11 protein-coding genes are annotated in these 15915 nt (G+C 56.2%); 4 read left to right on the top strand and 7 right to left on the bottom strand.

The genetic code is table 11. From position 1 onward, the window contains the following. The first annotated feature begins 3 nt into the window (after window positions 1-3). Window positions 4-1728, top strand: coding sequence for a sensor histidine kinase (locus tag B145_RS0108825; protein ID WP_018606729.1), 1725 nt, complete (start codon window positions 4-6; stop codon window positions 1726-1728). Here B145_RS0108825 and B145_RS28060 read toward each other — a convergent pair. The 3 genes from B145_RS28060 to B145_RS0108845 all read right to left on the bottom strand — a co-directional run bounded on the left by B145_RS28060 (window position 1701) and on the right by B145_RS0108845 (window position 6085). Next, entirely contained in the window at window positions 1701-3662 is a 1962-nt protein-coding gene (locus B145_RS28060) for a pseudouridine synthase (protein ID WP_083917693.1), read from the bottom strand. The genes B145_RS0108825 and B145_RS28060 overlap by 28 nt on opposite strands. 63 nt (window positions 3663-3725) lie before the next feature. Further along, complete coding sequence (locus B145_RS0108840) at window positions 3726-4367, bottom strand: transglycosylase SLT domain-containing protein (RefSeq protein WP_018606732.1); 642 nt, start codon at window positions 4365-4367, stop codon at window positions 3726-3728. An 11-nt stretch (window positions 4368-4378) separates the two neighbouring features. Beyond that, the gene (locus B145_RS0108845; protein ID WP_018606733.1) at window positions 4379-6085 is read right to left on the bottom strand and encodes a proline--tRNA ligase; all 1707 of its coding nucleotides are present in this window, start codon (window positions 6083-6085) and stop codon (window positions 4379-4381) included. A gap of 143 nt (window positions 6086-6228) precedes the next feature. On the opposite strand from B145_RS0108845, the gene B145_RS0108850 reads away from it, so the two are divergent. Together B145_RS0108850 and coq7 are read left to right on the top strand one after the other, a co-directional pair. Next, on the top strand, window positions 6229-6774 hold the full coding sequence (locus tag B145_RS0108850; protein ID WP_018606734.1) for an RNA pyrophosphohydrolase: 546 nt from the start codon (window positions 6229-6231) through the stop codon (window positions 6772-6774). Further along, window positions 6767-7393: a 2-polyprenyl-3-methyl-6-methoxy-1,4-benzoquinone monooxygenase gene (coq7, locus tag B145_RS0108855; RefSeq protein WP_018606736.1), complete on the top strand. Its 627-nt coding sequence runs from the start codon at window positions 6767-6769 to the stop codon at window positions 7391-7393. The genes B145_RS0108850 and coq7 overlap by 8 nt, the downstream gene beginning before the upstream one ends. Before the next feature lie 264 nt (window positions 7394-7657). On the opposite strand, the gene B145_RS0108860 is transcribed toward coq7, so the two are convergent. The 3 genes from B145_RS0108860 to B145_RS0108870 form a co-directional block, all read right to left on the bottom strand. Further along, window positions 7658-8095 carry an OsmC family protein gene (locus B145_RS0108860; RefSeq protein ID WP_018606738.1) on the bottom strand — a complete coding sequence of 146 codons (438 nt, stop codon included), beginning with the start codon at window positions 8093-8095 and terminating at the stop codon, window positions 7658-7660. Between the two features lie 707 nt (window positions 8096-8802). Then, window positions 8803-11214: a glycoside hydrolase family 94 protein gene (locus B145_RS0108865; RefSeq protein ID WP_018606740.1), complete on the bottom strand. Its 2412-nt coding sequence runs from the start codon at window positions 11212-11214 to the stop codon at window positions 8803-8805. 152 nt (window positions 11215-11366) lie between these two features. Further along, a complete protein-coding gene (locus tag B145_RS0108870) occupies window positions 11367-13835 on the bottom strand; it encodes a glycoside hydrolase family 94 protein (protein WP_018606742.1) in 2469 nt (822 codons plus the stop codon). A 338-nt stretch (window positions 13836-14173) separates the two neighbouring features. Between B145_RS0108870 and B145_RS25010 the strand changes: the two genes are divergently transcribed. After that, window positions 14174-14998: a hypothetical protein gene (locus B145_RS25010; protein WP_018606744.1), complete on the top strand. Its 825-nt coding sequence runs from the start codon at window positions 14174-14176 to the stop codon at window positions 14996-14998. Between the two features lie 38 nt (window positions 14999-15036). Here the strand turns inward: B145_RS25010 and B145_RS0108880 are convergent, their stop codons facing one another. Next, on the bottom strand, window positions 15037-15897 hold the full coding sequence (locus B145_RS0108880) for a TIGR02285 family protein (protein WP_018606746.1): 861 nt from the start codon (window positions 15895-15897) through the stop codon (window positions 15037-15039). Window positions 15898-15915: the final 18 nt, after the last annotated feature.

The raw sequence follows: 15915 nt of genomic DNA on the forward strand, positions 1-15915 counted from the left end.
CACATGAGGCTCAAACGCGAAACGCTCATGCTTTTGCTGGTACTGGGCTCATTCCACCTGGGGCTTCTGCAAGATCCTGCCACGCCTTTGAGTAAGGCGATACTGTTGGTCCACCTGGGGCTGGTATTGCTGTGGCAGCGTTTGGTCAGCCCCAATTATCAGGTGTCTGGCCGGACGCTGGCGGGGATTGTGGCTTTGATCGGTTTGATCGGAGTTTTTATTTCCTGGGGGATGGTACTGGTCTGGAGCCTGATGCTGGCGGGCGCAATCGGTGGGCGTTTGTTTGTGCATAGTCAGCCCAGGGCACGGGTACCTTATTGGCTGGCACTGGTCGCCGTGGTGGTCGGGCAGGTGGGGCTGGTGGTGCCTGAGCTGCTCAAGCTTCAAGGGCAGACAAGTGGCGCCTTGACTATGATAGCTGCCTGGGGTGTGTGGCCACTTTTTCTGCTCATTATGGTGATGCCATTGCAAGAGGATGAAACAGCGCAGTCTGGCGAAATGGACTTGGTTGGCAGCCTTTTGATTGTGTTGGTGTTCACGGGCATTATCCTGGGGGCACTGGCGCTGATGTTCCTCTATAAGCTTGATTATCTGAGCGCCCTGTTTTCTGCCTTGGGGCTGATGGCGGCCTGTCTGCTGATTTTGGCGTGGTTGTGGGCGCCGCATGGCGGCTCGGCTGGTTTGGGGTTGGAGGTGACTCGCCGCATGCTCTCCGGTGGTGGCGATATGCCATTGGATCGATGGTTGGATCAGTTGGCGGATCTTGCCATGCAGGATATCAGTCCTGAAAACTTTCTGCGTAGCATGTCGCAGGGCTTGCTGCATTGGCATGGTGTCTGTGGAATGCGTTATGCGTATGGGGCAGGTGCATGGGTGGTTTGTGGTGAGGAAAGCGCGCAGGGCTATCGATTTGAGCATCGGGGCTTGGTGATTCAAACCTTTACCCGTCAGCCCCTGGCTAATACTGTGCTCTGGCAGTTGAATCTGCGTTTGCGGATGATGGTGGAAATCCATGCTGCCAAGCTGCAGGCCCGTCAGTTGCAGGCAGATTCCTACTTGCGTGCGGTCCATGAGACGGGCGCACGCGTCACACACGAGATCAAAAATCTGCTGCAATCTCTGCATGGTTTGTGTTTTGCGGTGATATCCGCAAAAGACTCAAAGGATGATCGCGCCTATCAGTTATTGCTCAAGCAATTGCCGGTTATTGTGGAACGTCTGGAACAGGCTACGGCCCGGATTCGCAAACCCAGTGCGCAGAGCATGCGCATGGAGGCAGTGGCGCGCTGGTGGCCGCGTCAGCAGGAACGTTATGCCGATAAGATGATCGTGTGGTGCGGCAATGCCACAGGTGATCTGGACGGTGAAATACCCGCTGCATTATTTGACAACGTGCTTGATAACCTGTTGGAAAACGCTCTATGCAAAGCAGGCGTGTTGGTCACCGTCACACTGTCGGGGAATGTCGCTGGCTGGGAACTGGAGGTGAGTGACGACGGGGCTGCCATCGCTGTTACGCAGGCAGAATCCCTGTTTTTGGCGCCCATGCCTTCAGATAGCGGGATGGGGATCGGTTTGTATCAGGCGGGGCGTTTGGCCGAATCAGCAGGCTATCACCTGCGATTGCTCCGCAACCGAGATGGCGAAGTCTGCTTTAGTTTGAAAATGGCCGGAAAGGAACCCCCTCCGGCCATGAGCGATCAAAATACTTCGTGTTCGCCCAGATAGCGCCACATGCCAACGGGTAGTTTGGAGAGCGTGACGCGACCAATGCGGATGCGCTTGAGGCCCACAACGCGCAGCCCCACCAGCTCACACATCCGGCGGATCTGGCGCTTGCGCCCTTCGCGCAGCACGAAGCGGAGCTGATCCTCATTTTGCCAGCTGACTTTGGCGGGCATCAGTTCGACCCCATCCAGTTCCAGCCCGTGGTTGAGCATCTTCATGCCTTCAGCGCTCAGATTGCCTTCCACACGCACAAGGTATTCCTTCTCCACCTCGCTGCGTTCCCCGATGATCTGTTTGGCAACTCGCCCATCCTGGGTGAGAACCAGCAGGCCAGTGGAATCGATATCCAGGCGCCCTGCGGGGGCCAGCTTACGCAGGAAGCGTGACTCGATACGGATCTTGCACGGGTCTTCTTCCCAATGATTTTCATTGGTGACCAGGACACTGGCGGGCTCATAGCCATCTTCAGCCTGACCGGAAACATAACCAATCGGCTTGTTAATCAGGATGGTGATGCGTTGGTTTTGCGCTGATTCCGCCTGGATGCTCAACTCGATCTTCTGTTCGGGCTGCACCTTGCTTCCCAGTTGATCCACGACCACGCCATCCACCTTGACCCAGCCGCGCTCGATGTACTCGTCGGCTTCCCGGCGCGAGCACAGGCCCAGTTCTGTCATGCGTTTGGACAGGCGAACAGAACCTTCCTGATCATCTTCCCGAGGTTTTGGGAGGCGTTCAGCTTGGCGGGGGCGCCATTCCGAACGCCAATCCTTGCGCTCTTCGCGGGGAGCGGTTTCGTTGTTGGAATACTCGGTTCGCTGGTATTTATCTTCTTCCTCCCGGAAGCGCGGCGAACGGCTTGGGCTGCGGCGTTCCTCGGTGAATTGGGGCGCCTCATCACGTCGATCACTGCTGAATCGGCGGCCTTCGCCGCGTGGGGTATCGCCAGCGGGACGGCGGTCATCAAAGCGTGGGCGGTCTTCGCCGTGAGGGCTGCTTGGACGTTCGTCACGACGGAAGCTGGGGCGCTCGCCAGAGCGAGAATCCGAATCGGTGCGTGGGCGACGATCTCCGTCAAAACGGCGGCCTTCACCGCGTGGAGCATCATCGTGCGAACGGGCAGGGCGATCACCAAAGCGTGGGCGGTCTTTGCCTGCGGGGCGACTGGGACGTTCGTCACGACGGAAGCTGGGGCGCTCACCCGTGCGCGAATCGACATCTGTACGCGGGCGACGATCTCCATCAAAGCGCCGCCCTTCACTGCGTGAGGCATCACCGTCTGGACGACGATCACCAAAGCGTGGGCGGTCTTCACCGTAGGGACGGCTGGGGCGTTCGTCACGGCGGAAGTTGGAGCGATCACCAGAACGTGAATCGGAGTCGGTACGCGGGCGACGATCTCCCTCAGAGCGACGACCTTCGCCACGTGGAGCATCATCATTCGATCGGGCAGGGCGGTCGCCAAAGCGTGGCCGGTCTTCGCCGTGAGGGCGACTGGGGCGTTCATCACGGCGGAAGTTGGAGCGATCACCAGAACGTGAATCGGAGTCAGTACGCGGGCGACGATCTCCCTCAAAACGACGGCCTTCACCGCGTGGGGCATCATCATGCGGTCGGGCAGGACGGTCCCCAAAACGTGGCCGATCTTCGCCATAGGGGCGGATGGGGCGTTCGTCACGACGGAAGTTGGAGCGATCAACGGAGCGAGAATCACCTTCCCGGCCTGAGCGCGCATCCGAATAGGGGCGACGGCTGTCATCCCTACGCGGGCCTCTTTCCTCTTCATTGCGAGGGCGGGGACGTGGGCGGGGTGTGGAACCGTCACGTGCCTCCAGTGCCTTGTTGGCGCCACGAATGGGGCGGCGCGGTGTTTCGCGCTCAGAGCCTTCGGTTTTGGCGGGAAGAGAGAGTCGGCGTGGTTTGGAGTCAGTCATCAAAAGCTCAATAGACCGCAGCAGGCTCCTTTGGAAAAGGCCCGAATGCGGTAAAAAAGGGGATCAGGGGGTTGGGGCGCCCGTGCCTGCCTGGGCAAACCGCATGGGCTGATAGTCCCAGTTCTTTTGCCAGGCGGCACGAACCATGTTGGGATACTCAGGCCGACCCAGGCTGCCGTTATAGCGGCCCAGCGCACGGAAGAGGTTGCCCTTTTCAATGTCCAGATAGTAGCGCAGGATGGTGCAGCCGTAGCGCAGATTGGTACGCAGATGGAACAGATCCTGATCTGGTTTGCCAATCGAGCGAATCCAGAAGGGCATGACCTGCATCAGCCCGCGAGCCCCCGCGCCGGACACTGCGTACTTGCGAAAGCCACTTTCAACCTGGATCAAGCCCAGCACAAGCTGGGGGTCCAGCCCGGCACGTTGGGCCTCGTAATACACGGTCTTGAGGAAATCGACGCGCTCCTTTGTGTCTGGGAAGCGCTTGGCGAGTTTGGGCGACATGGCATCCAGCCAGTGCAGCTTGGCTTCCTGGCTGGTGAACACGGGCTCGGGTGAGGCCATGTCGGCCACGGCACTATGCAAGGCAGCCTGTACGCTGGCTGCAAGCACTTCTTCACGTTGGGCGCCTGCCTGCGCTGCCTGGCTGAACAGGAGTACAGTTGAGAGCAGCACAGAGGGGAGCAGGCGCAGAACTTTCATAGGCGTACAGGTTAGAGCAACTTGGATTTGACGTGGGCGGCGATCTCGCCAACAGCGATTTTGGCGGCGGCCGCGTCACGGCGGCCCTGATACTCGGCCATGCCTTCTTTCAGACCACGGTCACCAATGACCACGCGGTGCGGCACGCCGATCAGTTCCCAATCGGCAAACATCACACCAGGGCGCTCATCACGGTCGTCAAGAATCACTTCGATCCCCGCTACGGACAATTCATTGTACAGGGCCAAAGCGGTGTCGCGTACCGCTTCAGACTTGCTCCAGCCCAACGGTACGATCACCAGTTGGAAGGGGGCGATGGCATCCGGCCAGATGATGCCGCGCTCGTCGTTGTTCTGTTCGATGGCTGCAGCCACGATACGGGTGACGCCGATGCCGTAGCAGCCCATTTCCATGACCTGCTCTTTGCCATCTTCGCCGATGAACTTACAGCCCATGGCTTCAGAATAGCGCTTGCGCAGCTGGAAGATATGGCCGACTTCGATGCCGCGACAAATGGCAATTTCCCCCTTGCCATCCGGTGAGGGGTCACCCGCCAACACATTGCGGATATCCACCACCTCGCACTCGGGGAAATCGCGCCCGATATTGGCACCCGTGTAGTGGTAGTCGCTTTCGTTGGCGCCGATCACAAAGTCAGCCATCGCGGCAACGGTGCGATCCATGTAGATGCGGCCTTTGAAGCCGATGGGGCCGAGCGAGCCGGGTTCTGCACCAAACGCATCGCGGATCGAGGCGGGGGCGGCAAAACGCAGCGGCGAGAACACGCCAGCGAGCTTGCCAGCCTTCACTTCGTTGAGTTCATGGTCACCACGCAGTATCAGCAGGACGGGCACCCCATCATCGCCTTCCACCACGACGGCCTTGGCGGTGCGCGTGGCATCAATCTTGAGGAAATTGGCCAGCTGTTCGATGGTCTTGATGCCGGGGGTGTGGATTTTGCTCAGTGCCTCTTGCGGAGCAGGGCGGGCGGTAGCTGGTGCCACGGCCTCGGCCAGTTCCACGTTGGCAGCAAAATCGGAATCCGGGCAATAGGCGATGGCGTCTTCACCCGTTTCGGCAATCACGTGAAATTCATGTGAGCCTGTGCCGCCAATCGCGCCGGTATCTGCTGCCACGGCGCGGAATTCCAGGCCCAGGCGGGTGAAGATGCGCGAGTAGGTATCAAACATGTTCTGATACTCGCGCTTCAGATCTTCAAAACTCACATGGAAGGAGTAGGCATCCTTCATCGTGAATTCGCGGCCACGCATTACGCCAAAGCGGGGGCGGCGTTCGTCGCGGAACTTGGTCTGGATCTGGTACAGGTTCTTGGGCAATTGGCGGTAGCTGCGCACTTCCTGACGCACGATGTCGGTAACGACTTCTTCGGAGGTCGGCTGCATCACGAAGTCACGCTCATGGCGATCCTTGAAGCGCAGCAGTTCGGGACCCATCTTCTCGAAGCGGCCGGTTTCCTGCCACAGCTCGGCAGGCTGTACGATGGGCATCAGCAACTCGACCGCGCCAGCGCGGTTCATCTCTTCACGGATGATGTTCTCCACCTTGCGGATGACCCGCAGCCCCATCGGCATGTAGTTATAGATGCCTGCACCAAGCTTCTTGATGAGGCCAGCACGCATCATCAGCTTATGGCTGACGATCTCAGCGTCGTTGGGGGCTTCCTTGAGGGTAGAGATGAAGAACTGGCTGGCGCGCATGATCAGATTTCATTGAAAAGCAGAGATAACCCATTATTGTACCTGAGCTTCCGGTTAAATGTCGTGATTCGCCACGAGGTGGTTTCATTGTTGGGCAATCTGTGAAAGAATTGCTTCAACTTCATGATATTCAGGTGGTTGTTATGCTCGACAGGGACGGATACCGGCCCAATGTCGGCATCGTCATCATCAACGCACGCAACGAGGTGTTCTGGGGTAAGCGCATTCGTGAACATTCCTGGCAGTTTCCGCAAGGGGGCATCAAGCAAGGGGAAACCCCCGAGCAGGCTATGTTCCGGGAGCTCCATGAGGAGGTCGGTTTGCGTCCCGAGCAGGTGCAGGTGGTTACCCGCACGCGCGATTGGTTGCGTTATGACGTGCCCAAGCATTGGATCAAGCGCGAATGGCGCAGCACTTATCGTGGACAGAAGCAGATCTGGTTCCTGCTCCGCTTGCTGAGCAAGGATACGGCCATCAATCTGCGGGCCAGTGGTCACCCCGAATTTGATGCCTGGCGGTGGACCAACTTCTGGGTGCCGCTTGATTCGGTGATTGAATTCAAGCGCGGTGTATATAAGCTTGCCTTGAATGAGTTGGCCGATATCCTTTTCCAAGGGGATATCCGCGAACGGCCCAAGAGCTACGCTCTGTCTTCTGAGTCGATTTCGCCAGAGGTTGGCAATGCTTGACCTGGATAACGCCATCGTTCAATTCGACCGTGCCCTGCAAACCCTGGCGGCCCGCCCATCCAGCACCCGCCCGGTGCCAGGGACAGGTTTGCCTGAGTGTGAGTTGAGCGAAGCCCAACGCAAGGAAATCGCCGGACTCATGCGGGTCAATCATGTGGGCGAGGTGTGTGCCCAGGCGCTCTATCAGGGGCAGGCGATGACGGCCCGGCAGGCTTCGCTGCGCCAATCGCTGGCCCATGCTGCTGACGAAGAGGTTGAGCATCTGGCCTGGACCCAGCAACGCATTGAGGAAATGGGTGGGCGTACCAGTCTCCTCAATCCCCTGTGGTATGGCGGGGCGCTGAGCATCGGCGTGGTTGCGGGCATTCTTGGTGATCGCTGGAATCTGGGTTTTCTGGCAGAAACCGAAACCCAGGTTGAACGACATCTGCAAGGGCATTTGACTCGGGTGCCAGAGGATGATCTGCGCTCCAAAGCCATTCTGGACCAGATGAAGCAGGACGAAGCCGGGCACGCCGCCCTGGCCCGGGAATTGGGCGCTGCGGAACTCCCCGCGCCTGCGCGCTTCGCAATGAAGCTCGCTGCCAAGGTGATGACTACCGTAGCATTCAGAATCTAGCCTGCATTTTCAACTTGTTTTGATTTCAGACGCCCCTACGAAGAGGGGCATCTGTGTTGATGCAGGATAACTTTGGCTTGCTGGTTTGATAGGCGAAGTGTCTGTTGCAATGGTGGGGTCTCTGGTTTGAGTCCTGCCAAGCTCAGCATCGGCATAAAGTTCAGAGAACATGCAATCTGCAAACAGTGAGTCACTGAACTATTCGAGACGCTTACAGCTTTCAGCAGTGCCCCGTATGGCAGTAGGGGCATAGTCGAATGTCAATCAGTTGCTGTCTGAACGCTCACTCGTTTCTACAATTTCAAAATCATGGGTGATTTCTGCAGTTTTGCCCAGCATGATGGAAGCTGAGCAATATTTGTCTGCAGAGAGCTTGATGGCGCGTTCAACCACCTCGGGTTTGAGTTTACGACCAGAGACCACGTAGTGGTAATGGATCTTGGTGAAGACTTTGGGGTCGATTTCTGCGCGTTCGGCCTGCAGTTTGACTTCGCAGCCTTCCACGGCATGGCGGCCACGTTTGAGGATCAGGACCACGTCGTAGGCCGTGCATCCACCCGCACCCGCGAGGATCATCTCCATGGGGCGGGGGGCGAGATTTTTCCCGCCCAGGTCCGCCGCTCCTTCCATGATAAGTGCGTGCCCGCTGCCTGTTTCTGCGATGAATTGGGCGTTGCCGGCCCATTTGACTGTGCATTCCATAATTTTCAATCTCGTCTGCTAGGGTGGAGTAGGGGATATTGGAAACGGTCTACGATCTTACTGCAAGGGCGTTTAGCCGCAAAAGGGTGGATTGATAGGTAGATCGTAAAACAGATTTGTAGTGCGGTATGAATGGTCTCTATTTGTTGCACTGCAAAATTCGGGTGCTACAATACCAAAAAGAAGAAGTTTAAATACTCCTTATTCATTCATAAAACAAGTTGATAAATGGTGGAAAAATCCATGTTTTAAAAGGATTTAATGCCCATAAGTCTGTTTGATTTATAGATAGAAATATTCAGTCTGAAACGCGCAAAAAAACCTTGCAACGCACAAGTCGATTGCGCATAATGAAATTGTTGATTCGACGGACACACAGTTTCAAGTCAGTCGTAATCGTTTGATTGTCTCCTCCACCCTCCTCCTTTGGTGTGGACTTGGCGCAGCTCTAAGTGAGCTGCGTTTTTTTTTGCCTTTTCGTCTTGAGGCATGGCAGAGTCGGCGATTGGCGCAATCTCCAGCAATGTCTATGGCAATCCATCTGAAGACCTGATTTAAATCCTGTTTCGATACCAAGGTCGTAGTAGATAAAGAAAATCGGGAGTCCGACGTTTGCGTACCCCCGATTTTGCCTGCTGAAATCTGCACAGATAAACAGATTTGCTACCGACGGCAGCGTTTCGGCTAATATGATCTTTGCTAATCGCTTATCCGAGTGTGACCACAACCTGATGGCGTCCTTCACCTAAAAGCGGCAAGGTACTTCCCGTGATGGGGGAGCCATCGACAGTGATGCTCTGGATGCCTTTGCAGACGTGGTGCGGGTTGCGTACCTCGATCTCGTAGATTGCACCACGGAATTTGCGGGTTGCACTGAAACCTTCCCAGGTGCTGGGGATGCACGGATTGATTTCTAACCCACGGTAGCTTGGCTGGAGGCCCAGAATGTGTCGGGTGGCAGCCTGATATGTCCAGGATGAGGTGCCCGATAGCCAGCTGTTGCGGCCCAGGCCAAATTGCGGGTGCTCATCCCCCAACATATTTTGCGGGTAGCAGTAGGGTTCCGCTTCGAATTCATCGATACACGTATTCTTGAACGCCGGATTGATCTGGTTGTAGTACTGGTAGGCCCGGTCGCCGTTACCGATGACTGTTTCGGCAATCATGACCCAAGGGTTGGTGTGCAGGAAGATGCCGCCATTTTCCTTGGCGCCCGGCGGGTAGGTGGAAACGCCGCCCAGGTTGCGGTCATAACCGTTGAAACCCGGTGCAGAGAGTTTCAAACCGTTTGCTGTGTTCAGATGCTTATTGACCGAATCTAGCGCTGTTTGGGCGCGTTCCGCTTCAGCAAAACCGCAAAGCACGTTCCAGCTTTGTGAGTTGATATAGATTTTGCCGTGGGTGTTTTTGTGCGAACCCAGTGGGCTGCCATCGTGATCAAAATAGCGGATGTACCATTCGCCGTCCCAGGTTTCACGATTGACTGCCTCTTTCATCTCAGCGTAATAGCCACGATAGCGCTGGGCAGCCCCCGTGTCCTGCAGGGAATCGGCTAGTTCGATTATTTCCAGCAGTGCTTTGCCAAACTGCGGGGCGATGAAGTTGGATTCGGCACCGGTGCGCAGGTTGACAGTGTCATTCCAGTCGGCAAATCCCAGTAGCGGCAATCCGTGTTGGCCGCGATGGGTCCAGGTGAATTCGATGGCGCGTTGCAAGTGCTCCAGCACCGTAGCGTCTTCAAGCGGCAGGTGCTTCTCGTCCTTGTCATAGAAGGGGATTCGCTGGTCAAGGAAAGAGAAATCGCCGGTTTCCTTTACGTAAGCGCAAACAGCCAGGATGATCCACAAGTGGTCATCGCCATAAAAATGTGGGCGGTCAGGGAATTCATGTGAATCGCCTGAGCTGGCTTCCATGGTGGATGGATAGAACTGATGCATGGCGGAACCGTCACGTTTTTGCACGTGCAGCAGCTTGGTGATCAGCCCCCGCGCACCGTCAGGATCGTTGGCGACCATGCCCATGGAATCCTGCGAACTGTCTCGAAAACCAATTCCCCGGCCGCCAAAGCCCAGTTGGTACAAGGAGAGATCCCGCGACCAGTTCTTGGTGGTGTTGCATTGGCGGGGGTTGTGAATGTTGATCATGCTGTTGAAATTCGCATCTGGCGTCTTGACCTGCAAGGTGGCCAGATATTCATCCCAGAACTTTGCTAGTTCAACCAAGGCTGCATCGACCTGTGCCGGATTGCGGAAGCGCGCGATGGCTTTGGCGTCGGCTTCGATTGATTCAGCCTGGGATAACTGAGTGATCAGGCGTGTGGTCTGCCCTGGGGCCACGCTGCCCAAGTGGTGGAGGAGGGCTGCGATGTTGTCGCCACGGTGCGCTTCGTAGTTGAGCAGTTCTTGTGCTTGCAGGGCCAGGGGCGAGCGCCAGCTACCGTATTCATTGTCGCCCAGGAAGCGTCTGCGGTCGGATTCGAAAGACGATACAGGCCGGTTGGACGTGAAATAATTGACAGCCACATCGCGCTTCATGAAGGCATACTGGGTCAGTGCCAACAAGCCTTCCGGCTGGCGTATGGCACGGCTCTGCATGGTTTGCGGCACCCAGTCTGCATTGGTGAATTGCTTGAGTGCATCAAAGTGGGTGTATTCCACGACCGGAATGGCATCAATCTCCAGCGCAGTGTCACGCAGGTTGGTGATCTTGATGTCACGAATCACGCGGTGTTCGCCAAAGGGCACAAACACGGTGACTTCGGTACGGATGCCGTAAAATTCTGAAATGTAGGTGGAATACCCTAGACCGACATGGCACTCGTATCGATCATACGGATCAAGGGTCGGCACAAAGAAAGGCGAAAAAATCTTGTAGCTGCCGTCAGTCTGCATGAAGCGCAAATAGAGGGTTTCGCCCTTGAAATCGGAGGCAGGCGCTTGAGGTAGATATTTGACGATGCGGTTCAAGGCCGGGTCGCCCTTGCAGATCAGCGCGCCTCCTGTCTGATCCACGAAACCACCAAAGTTCAGGCCCCCAATATAGTTGATCCACTTGACTGGAGTCTTGGGATTGGTGATCACATACTCACGACGAGCATCGTCGAAATATCCATAATTCATGCTTGCCTGCCTCCTTGTTTTAATATCCCCTTTGTTGGGGCTTGTCGCGTCTGTAGGACACCTTCTTCTGTGCAATGCTATTCCACATGTCTGCCCAAAGTTGGGCAGAATTGGCATCCGGAGCGAAACAATCGCTCCGGATTTGGGCCGTTTTACCCTAGAACAACTTCAACCTGGTGGGTCTTGCCGTCGCCAGCGAAGGGAATGGGCAGGGCCGCATCAAGCTCACGTCCGTCTATCGAGAGCTTTTTCACACCCTTGCATACGCCATTTGGATTTTTCACGGTGATGTTGTAGGTGTCGCCCCGGAATCGACGGGTTGCGGTAAAGCCGCTCCAGCTCTTGGGGATGCAGGGATCAACACGCAGGCCGCTGTAGTCGGGCTTGATGCCCAGCAGGCCTTGGCTGACCACGACGAAAGTCCAGGCTGCCGTGCCGGTGAGCCAGTTGTTCTTGGCTTCGCCAAAGCAGGGGGCATCCTTGCCCGCAATCATCTGGGCGTAGACATATGGTTCGCCACGGTAGGTTTCAATCTGATCCTGTTTGGCAGACGGACAGATGGATAGGTAATACTCCAACGCGCGTTCGCCTTCACCCAAAATACACCAGCCCAAGTGGACCCAGGTGTTGTTGTGGCTGAAAATCCCGGCGTTTTCCTTGACTCCAGGTGGGTAGGAAGTGACTTCGCCCAGGTTTTTGTCATAGGTGGAGTAGGCGGGTTGTTGCAGCACCACGCCATTCTTGGTGAATAGGTGTTTGTGGACCGATTCCATTGCCTGACGGGCACGGCCATTCTTTTCGCCGGCGCCGCCCAGCACACACCAGCCTTGGCTTTCGATGAAGATTTTGCCTTCTTCGTTGGTCTTGGAGCCGACGACTTTGCCTTGTGCATCGTAGGCACGGGTGTACCATTCCCCGTCCCACGCTACCCGTTCTACTGTTTCCAGCATCTCGGCATGGTGGTCGCGCATGCGCTTGGTTTCATCTGCCTTGCCCAGGAAGTCGTACAGGTCACTCATGTCGCGGGCGGCGTAAAGGAAGAGGCCTGCAATCATCACTGATTCTGCTTTGGAATCCTTCACGTCGCCTGCGGTCTGGAAGGATTCGTTGGGTTCGGTGGAGAAGCAGTTCAGGTTCAGGCAGTCATTCCAGTCAGCGTGTCCGATCAGCGGCAGTCCGTTGGGGCCGCGCTTCTTCATCGTGTAGGCGATGGAAGTTTCCAGGTGATGCAGCAAAGTGTGCGTGGCTGTGCCGGTGACATATTGGATGTCTGCATACCCGCAAGGTTCTTGCAGGATGGAGGTGTCGCCGGATTCCTTGATATAGGAACAGGTGGAGAGGACCAGCCACAGGTGATCGTCATAGAAGTCACCGCCGATATCGGCATTGCCCTTCTTGGTGAGTGGTTGATACTGGTGGTAACAGGTGCCGTCAGAGAGCTGTGTGGCGGCGATATCCAGAATGCGTTGGCGGGCACGGCTGGGAATCATGTGCACAAAGCCGAGCAAATCCTGGTTGGAATCACGGAAGCCCATACCACGGCCAATCCCGGTTTCATACATGGAGGCCGAGCGGCTCATGTTGAAGGTGGCCATGCATTGATACTGGTTCCAGGTATTGAGCATGCGGTTTGCATGTTCGTTCGGGCATTCTGCCTGGAAGTTGCCCAGCAGGTCGCTCCAGTACTTGGCCAGCGAGGCAAATGCAGCATCCACCGCACCAGGGGCGGAGTATTTGGCAAGAATTTCGCGTCCAAACTTCTTGTTCATCACGAAGGGCGCGTCGAACTTTTCTTCCTCACCTTGCTCGACATAGGCCAGCACGAAAGCAAAGGTTTCTTCGGCGCCGGGGGCAAGATCCAGATCGACCTGATGTGAACCGATCGGGTTCCAGCCAAAAGCCATGGAGTTGGTGGCTTGGCCCGCAAAGGGCACCTTGGCTTCATGCAGACCTTCATGGATACCGACGAAAGCGTCACGCGAGGTGTCAAAACCGGCGATGGGGCGCGTACAGGCGAAAAGCGTGTAGTGATTGCGGCGCTCACGATATTCGGTCTTGTGGTAGATGGCCGAGCCTTCAACTTCCACTTCACCAATCGAGTAGGTGCGCTGGTAGTTGGTCATGTCATTGAGCGCTTCGAAGAAGCAGAACTCCTGATAGGAGAACAGCTTGGGGCGCTTGTGCGCTTTGCTCTTGTTGCGCACGGTGACTTTCCACACTTCCAGGTTTTCACCTGGGGGAACAAAGAACAAGGTCTCGACTTCCAGCCCATCACGCTCGCCTAGGATGCGGGTGTAGCCCAGCCCGTGGCGGCATTCATAGCGCGTCCCCTTGGCCTTGACTGGTTTCCAGCCAGGGTTCCATACCGAGCCTTCATCATTGACGTAGAAATAGCGGCCACCCAGGTCATACGGCACGTTGTTGTAGCGGTAGCGCGTCAGGCGACGCAGCTTGGCGTCTTTCCAGAAGGTGTAGCCGCCAGCCGTGTTGGTGCACAGCCCGAAGAATTCGTCCTGCCCCAGATAGTTCAGCCAGGGTAAGGGCGTGTCAGGACGTGTGATAACGTATTCACGCGCTGCATCATCAAAATAGCCGAAGGCATTTGGGGCCTTGTCATTCATTTGTCTTCTCTTCCTTGAAGTATGGATAGCTGGCACAGTGTTTTCGGCGGACCACGGCACGATGACAAATGCACTTGGCACACACCTCGATAGTGCTACACTCATATTTATACATGAAAACGTTTTCACATTGCAAACGGTTTCAGCTTGAAATCGGGTTAACCCGGATCAATCGGATCTGTGCTGGATGGGTAGGGTCTGGCTGTGCTGCCAAGAAGGGTATAAACCCTGTCGGCTCAGGCCATTTGGCTCAGCAGCGGGCTTTCGTGGCGTGTCCGGGTTAAACTCTAGGTTCAAAATTACATATCGATTCAGTCTTGGAAATAAGGGAGGGGGCTTTGAATAGCAAGCATCTGGTGTTGCAGGCGGGTAATCTGAGCATGGCGATTGATCCGATGGTGGGGGCCCGTATCGTGTCATTTGCACTGGAGAGTAGCGAGTTGCTGACGCCCGCCTCTGTGCACGCCAATTACGGTTCCACTTTCTGGGATTCTCCGCAAACCAACTGGAACTGGCCGCCTCGGGCTGCATTGGATGCCAAGCCCTATGCGGTTGCGCAGGGTAAAGGGTGGGTGGAACTCACCAGCGAGGTGGATGCCTGCGGGCTGCAATTTGTGAAACGCATTCAGGCCAATGCTCAGCTTGGGCGGTTCGAGATTGATTACCGGATGATCAATCATTCCACGCAGCCCCTTAAGGCCGGGCCTTGGGAGGTGACGCGGGTGGAGGGTGGCTTGAGTTTCTTCCCCTATGAAAGTGTTCCGGGGCTACCCCCAACCGCCCTGGAGCCAGTGGTGTATCAGGATGGGATCTGCTGGTATCCCTTTGATGCGGCCTATCTGGAGGTCGGGCACAAGCTTTTCAGCGGTGCTCGTGAAGGATGGCTGGCGCATGCGGGGCCTGCGCGTACCTTGTTCATCAAGACTTTTCCAGATACCCAGCCCCAGGACTACGCGCCCGAGCAGGCCGAGGTGGAAATCTGGGGGCACGACAAGGGGGCTTATATTGAGCTGGAGAACCACGGCGTCTATCAGACAATAATGCCAGGGCAGCAAACCAGCTACAAAGTGAATTGGTATCTTCGTCGCTTGGCTGATGGCGTGAATGCCACAGTGGGCAACGCCGAGTTGGTTAAATTGGTGAGGCAGATCATCGCCGCGTGATCAATGCACGACAGCAACTGAAATCCACGTCAGGGCGTTTAGTTGTGGGTTTTGCCCACTCCCTTGCGCTGATCATCATAGTAGCTGCGTATCTCGGGTGGCAGCCATGCCCGGTAAGCTTTGAGCGCGGCTTCCGCTCCGCCGGTACGGATGATCTCATTGATCTGCGCAATGGCCTTTTCCCCCAGCGGGGACCTGGAACAACTGATGTGTCCGGCCAATAGAGAGGTGTCTTCCGCAATCGGAAGAAAAACATATTGGCTCGGGTCGCGCCCGATACGCCGTGCTGCGAATGACAGTTCGACGGCGTAGCCGATGACAGCATCCATCGATTGCCTGTTTGCCATACGGGTAAAACCGCTCAAAAAAATGTCGGATGCGGCAAAGGGCACCACAAATGAGCGTGCATTTTCTGCTTGCAGGAGGCTGTCGATGGTTGTGCCAAAACTGCGCCCCGAAGCGACGCCGACGCGGAATTTATGGCTGGCAAGGAGTTCCGACAGGCGCAGCTCCCCGTTTTCGTTCATATAGGGGCGGATACTGGCCAAACGTGATTGCAGGGTAATCAGCCCGTTGGGGAGCAGATCAATGATCCTGTCTGAGAAGAGAGCGTTTTTCTCCCTCGTCGGGGTCTTGATCATGGCTGGATTGCACACGTTGTCCCTGTGCTTGATCTCCTCCAGCGTGCGCAGGGTATTGGCTTCGGCCAGATCATGCTGGAATTGCGGCATCCGTGAGCGGATATAGGCTTCCCATTGATCTGCCGCACCGGTTTGTTTGTCAGGCCCACTGAGGATGGAGATCGGGGGGAAGTCAGAGTGATACCAGACAATCGTATCTGCCGCCCAGGCAAAGAGGGGCAGGGTAAAGAGCAGCAGGTATGCCAAGACTTGCTTCATGGGCTTACGTCATCAGAC

The organism is Uliginosibacterium gangwonense DSM 18521 (assembly GCF_000373965.1).
In the GTDB taxonomy this organism is placed as follows: Bacteria; Pseudomonadota; Gammaproteobacteria; order Burkholderiales; family Rhodocyclaceae; genus Uliginosibacterium; species Uliginosibacterium gangwonense.

Bases quoted from the DNA above. Each gene is read 5' to 3' on its own strand.
- B145_RS0108825 (WP_018606729.1), top strand. From the start codon at position 4: ATGAGGCTCAAACGCGAAACGCTCATGCTTTTGCTGGTACTGGGCTCA.
- B145_RS28060 (WP_083917693.1), bottom strand. From the start codon at position 3,662: ATGACTGACTCCAAACCACGCCGACTCTCTCTTCCCGCCAAAACCGAA.
- B145_RS0108840 (WP_018606732.1), bottom strand. From the start codon at position 4,367: ATGAAAGTTCTGCGCCTGCTCCCCTCTGTGCTGCTCTCAACTGTACTC.
- B145_RS0108845 (WP_018606733.1), bottom strand. From the start codon at position 6,085: ATGCGCGCCAGCCAGTTCTTCATCTCTACCCTCAAGGAAGCCCCCAAC.
- B145_RS0108850 (WP_018606734.1), top strand. From the start codon at position 6,229: ATGCTCGACAGGGACGGATACCGGCCCAATGTCGGCATCGTCATCATC.
- coq7 (WP_018606736.1), top strand. From the start codon at position 6,767: ATGCTTGACCTGGATAACGCCATCGTTCAATTCGACCGTGCCCTGCAA.
- B145_RS0108860 (WP_018606738.1), bottom strand. From the start codon at position 8,095: ATGGAATGCACAGTCAAATGGGCCGGCAACGCCCAATTCATCGCAGAA.
- B145_RS0108865 (WP_018606740.1), bottom strand. From the start codon at position 11,214: ATGAATTATGGATATTTCGACGATGCTCGTCGTGAGTATGTGATCACC.
- B145_RS0108870 (WP_018606742.1), bottom strand. From the start codon at position 13,835: ATGAATGACAAGGCCCCAAATGCCTTCGGCTATTTTGATGATGCAGCG.
- B145_RS0108880 (WP_018606746.1), bottom strand. From the start codon at position 15,897: ATGAAGCAAGTCTTGGCATACCTGCTGCTCTTTACCCTGCCCCTCTTT.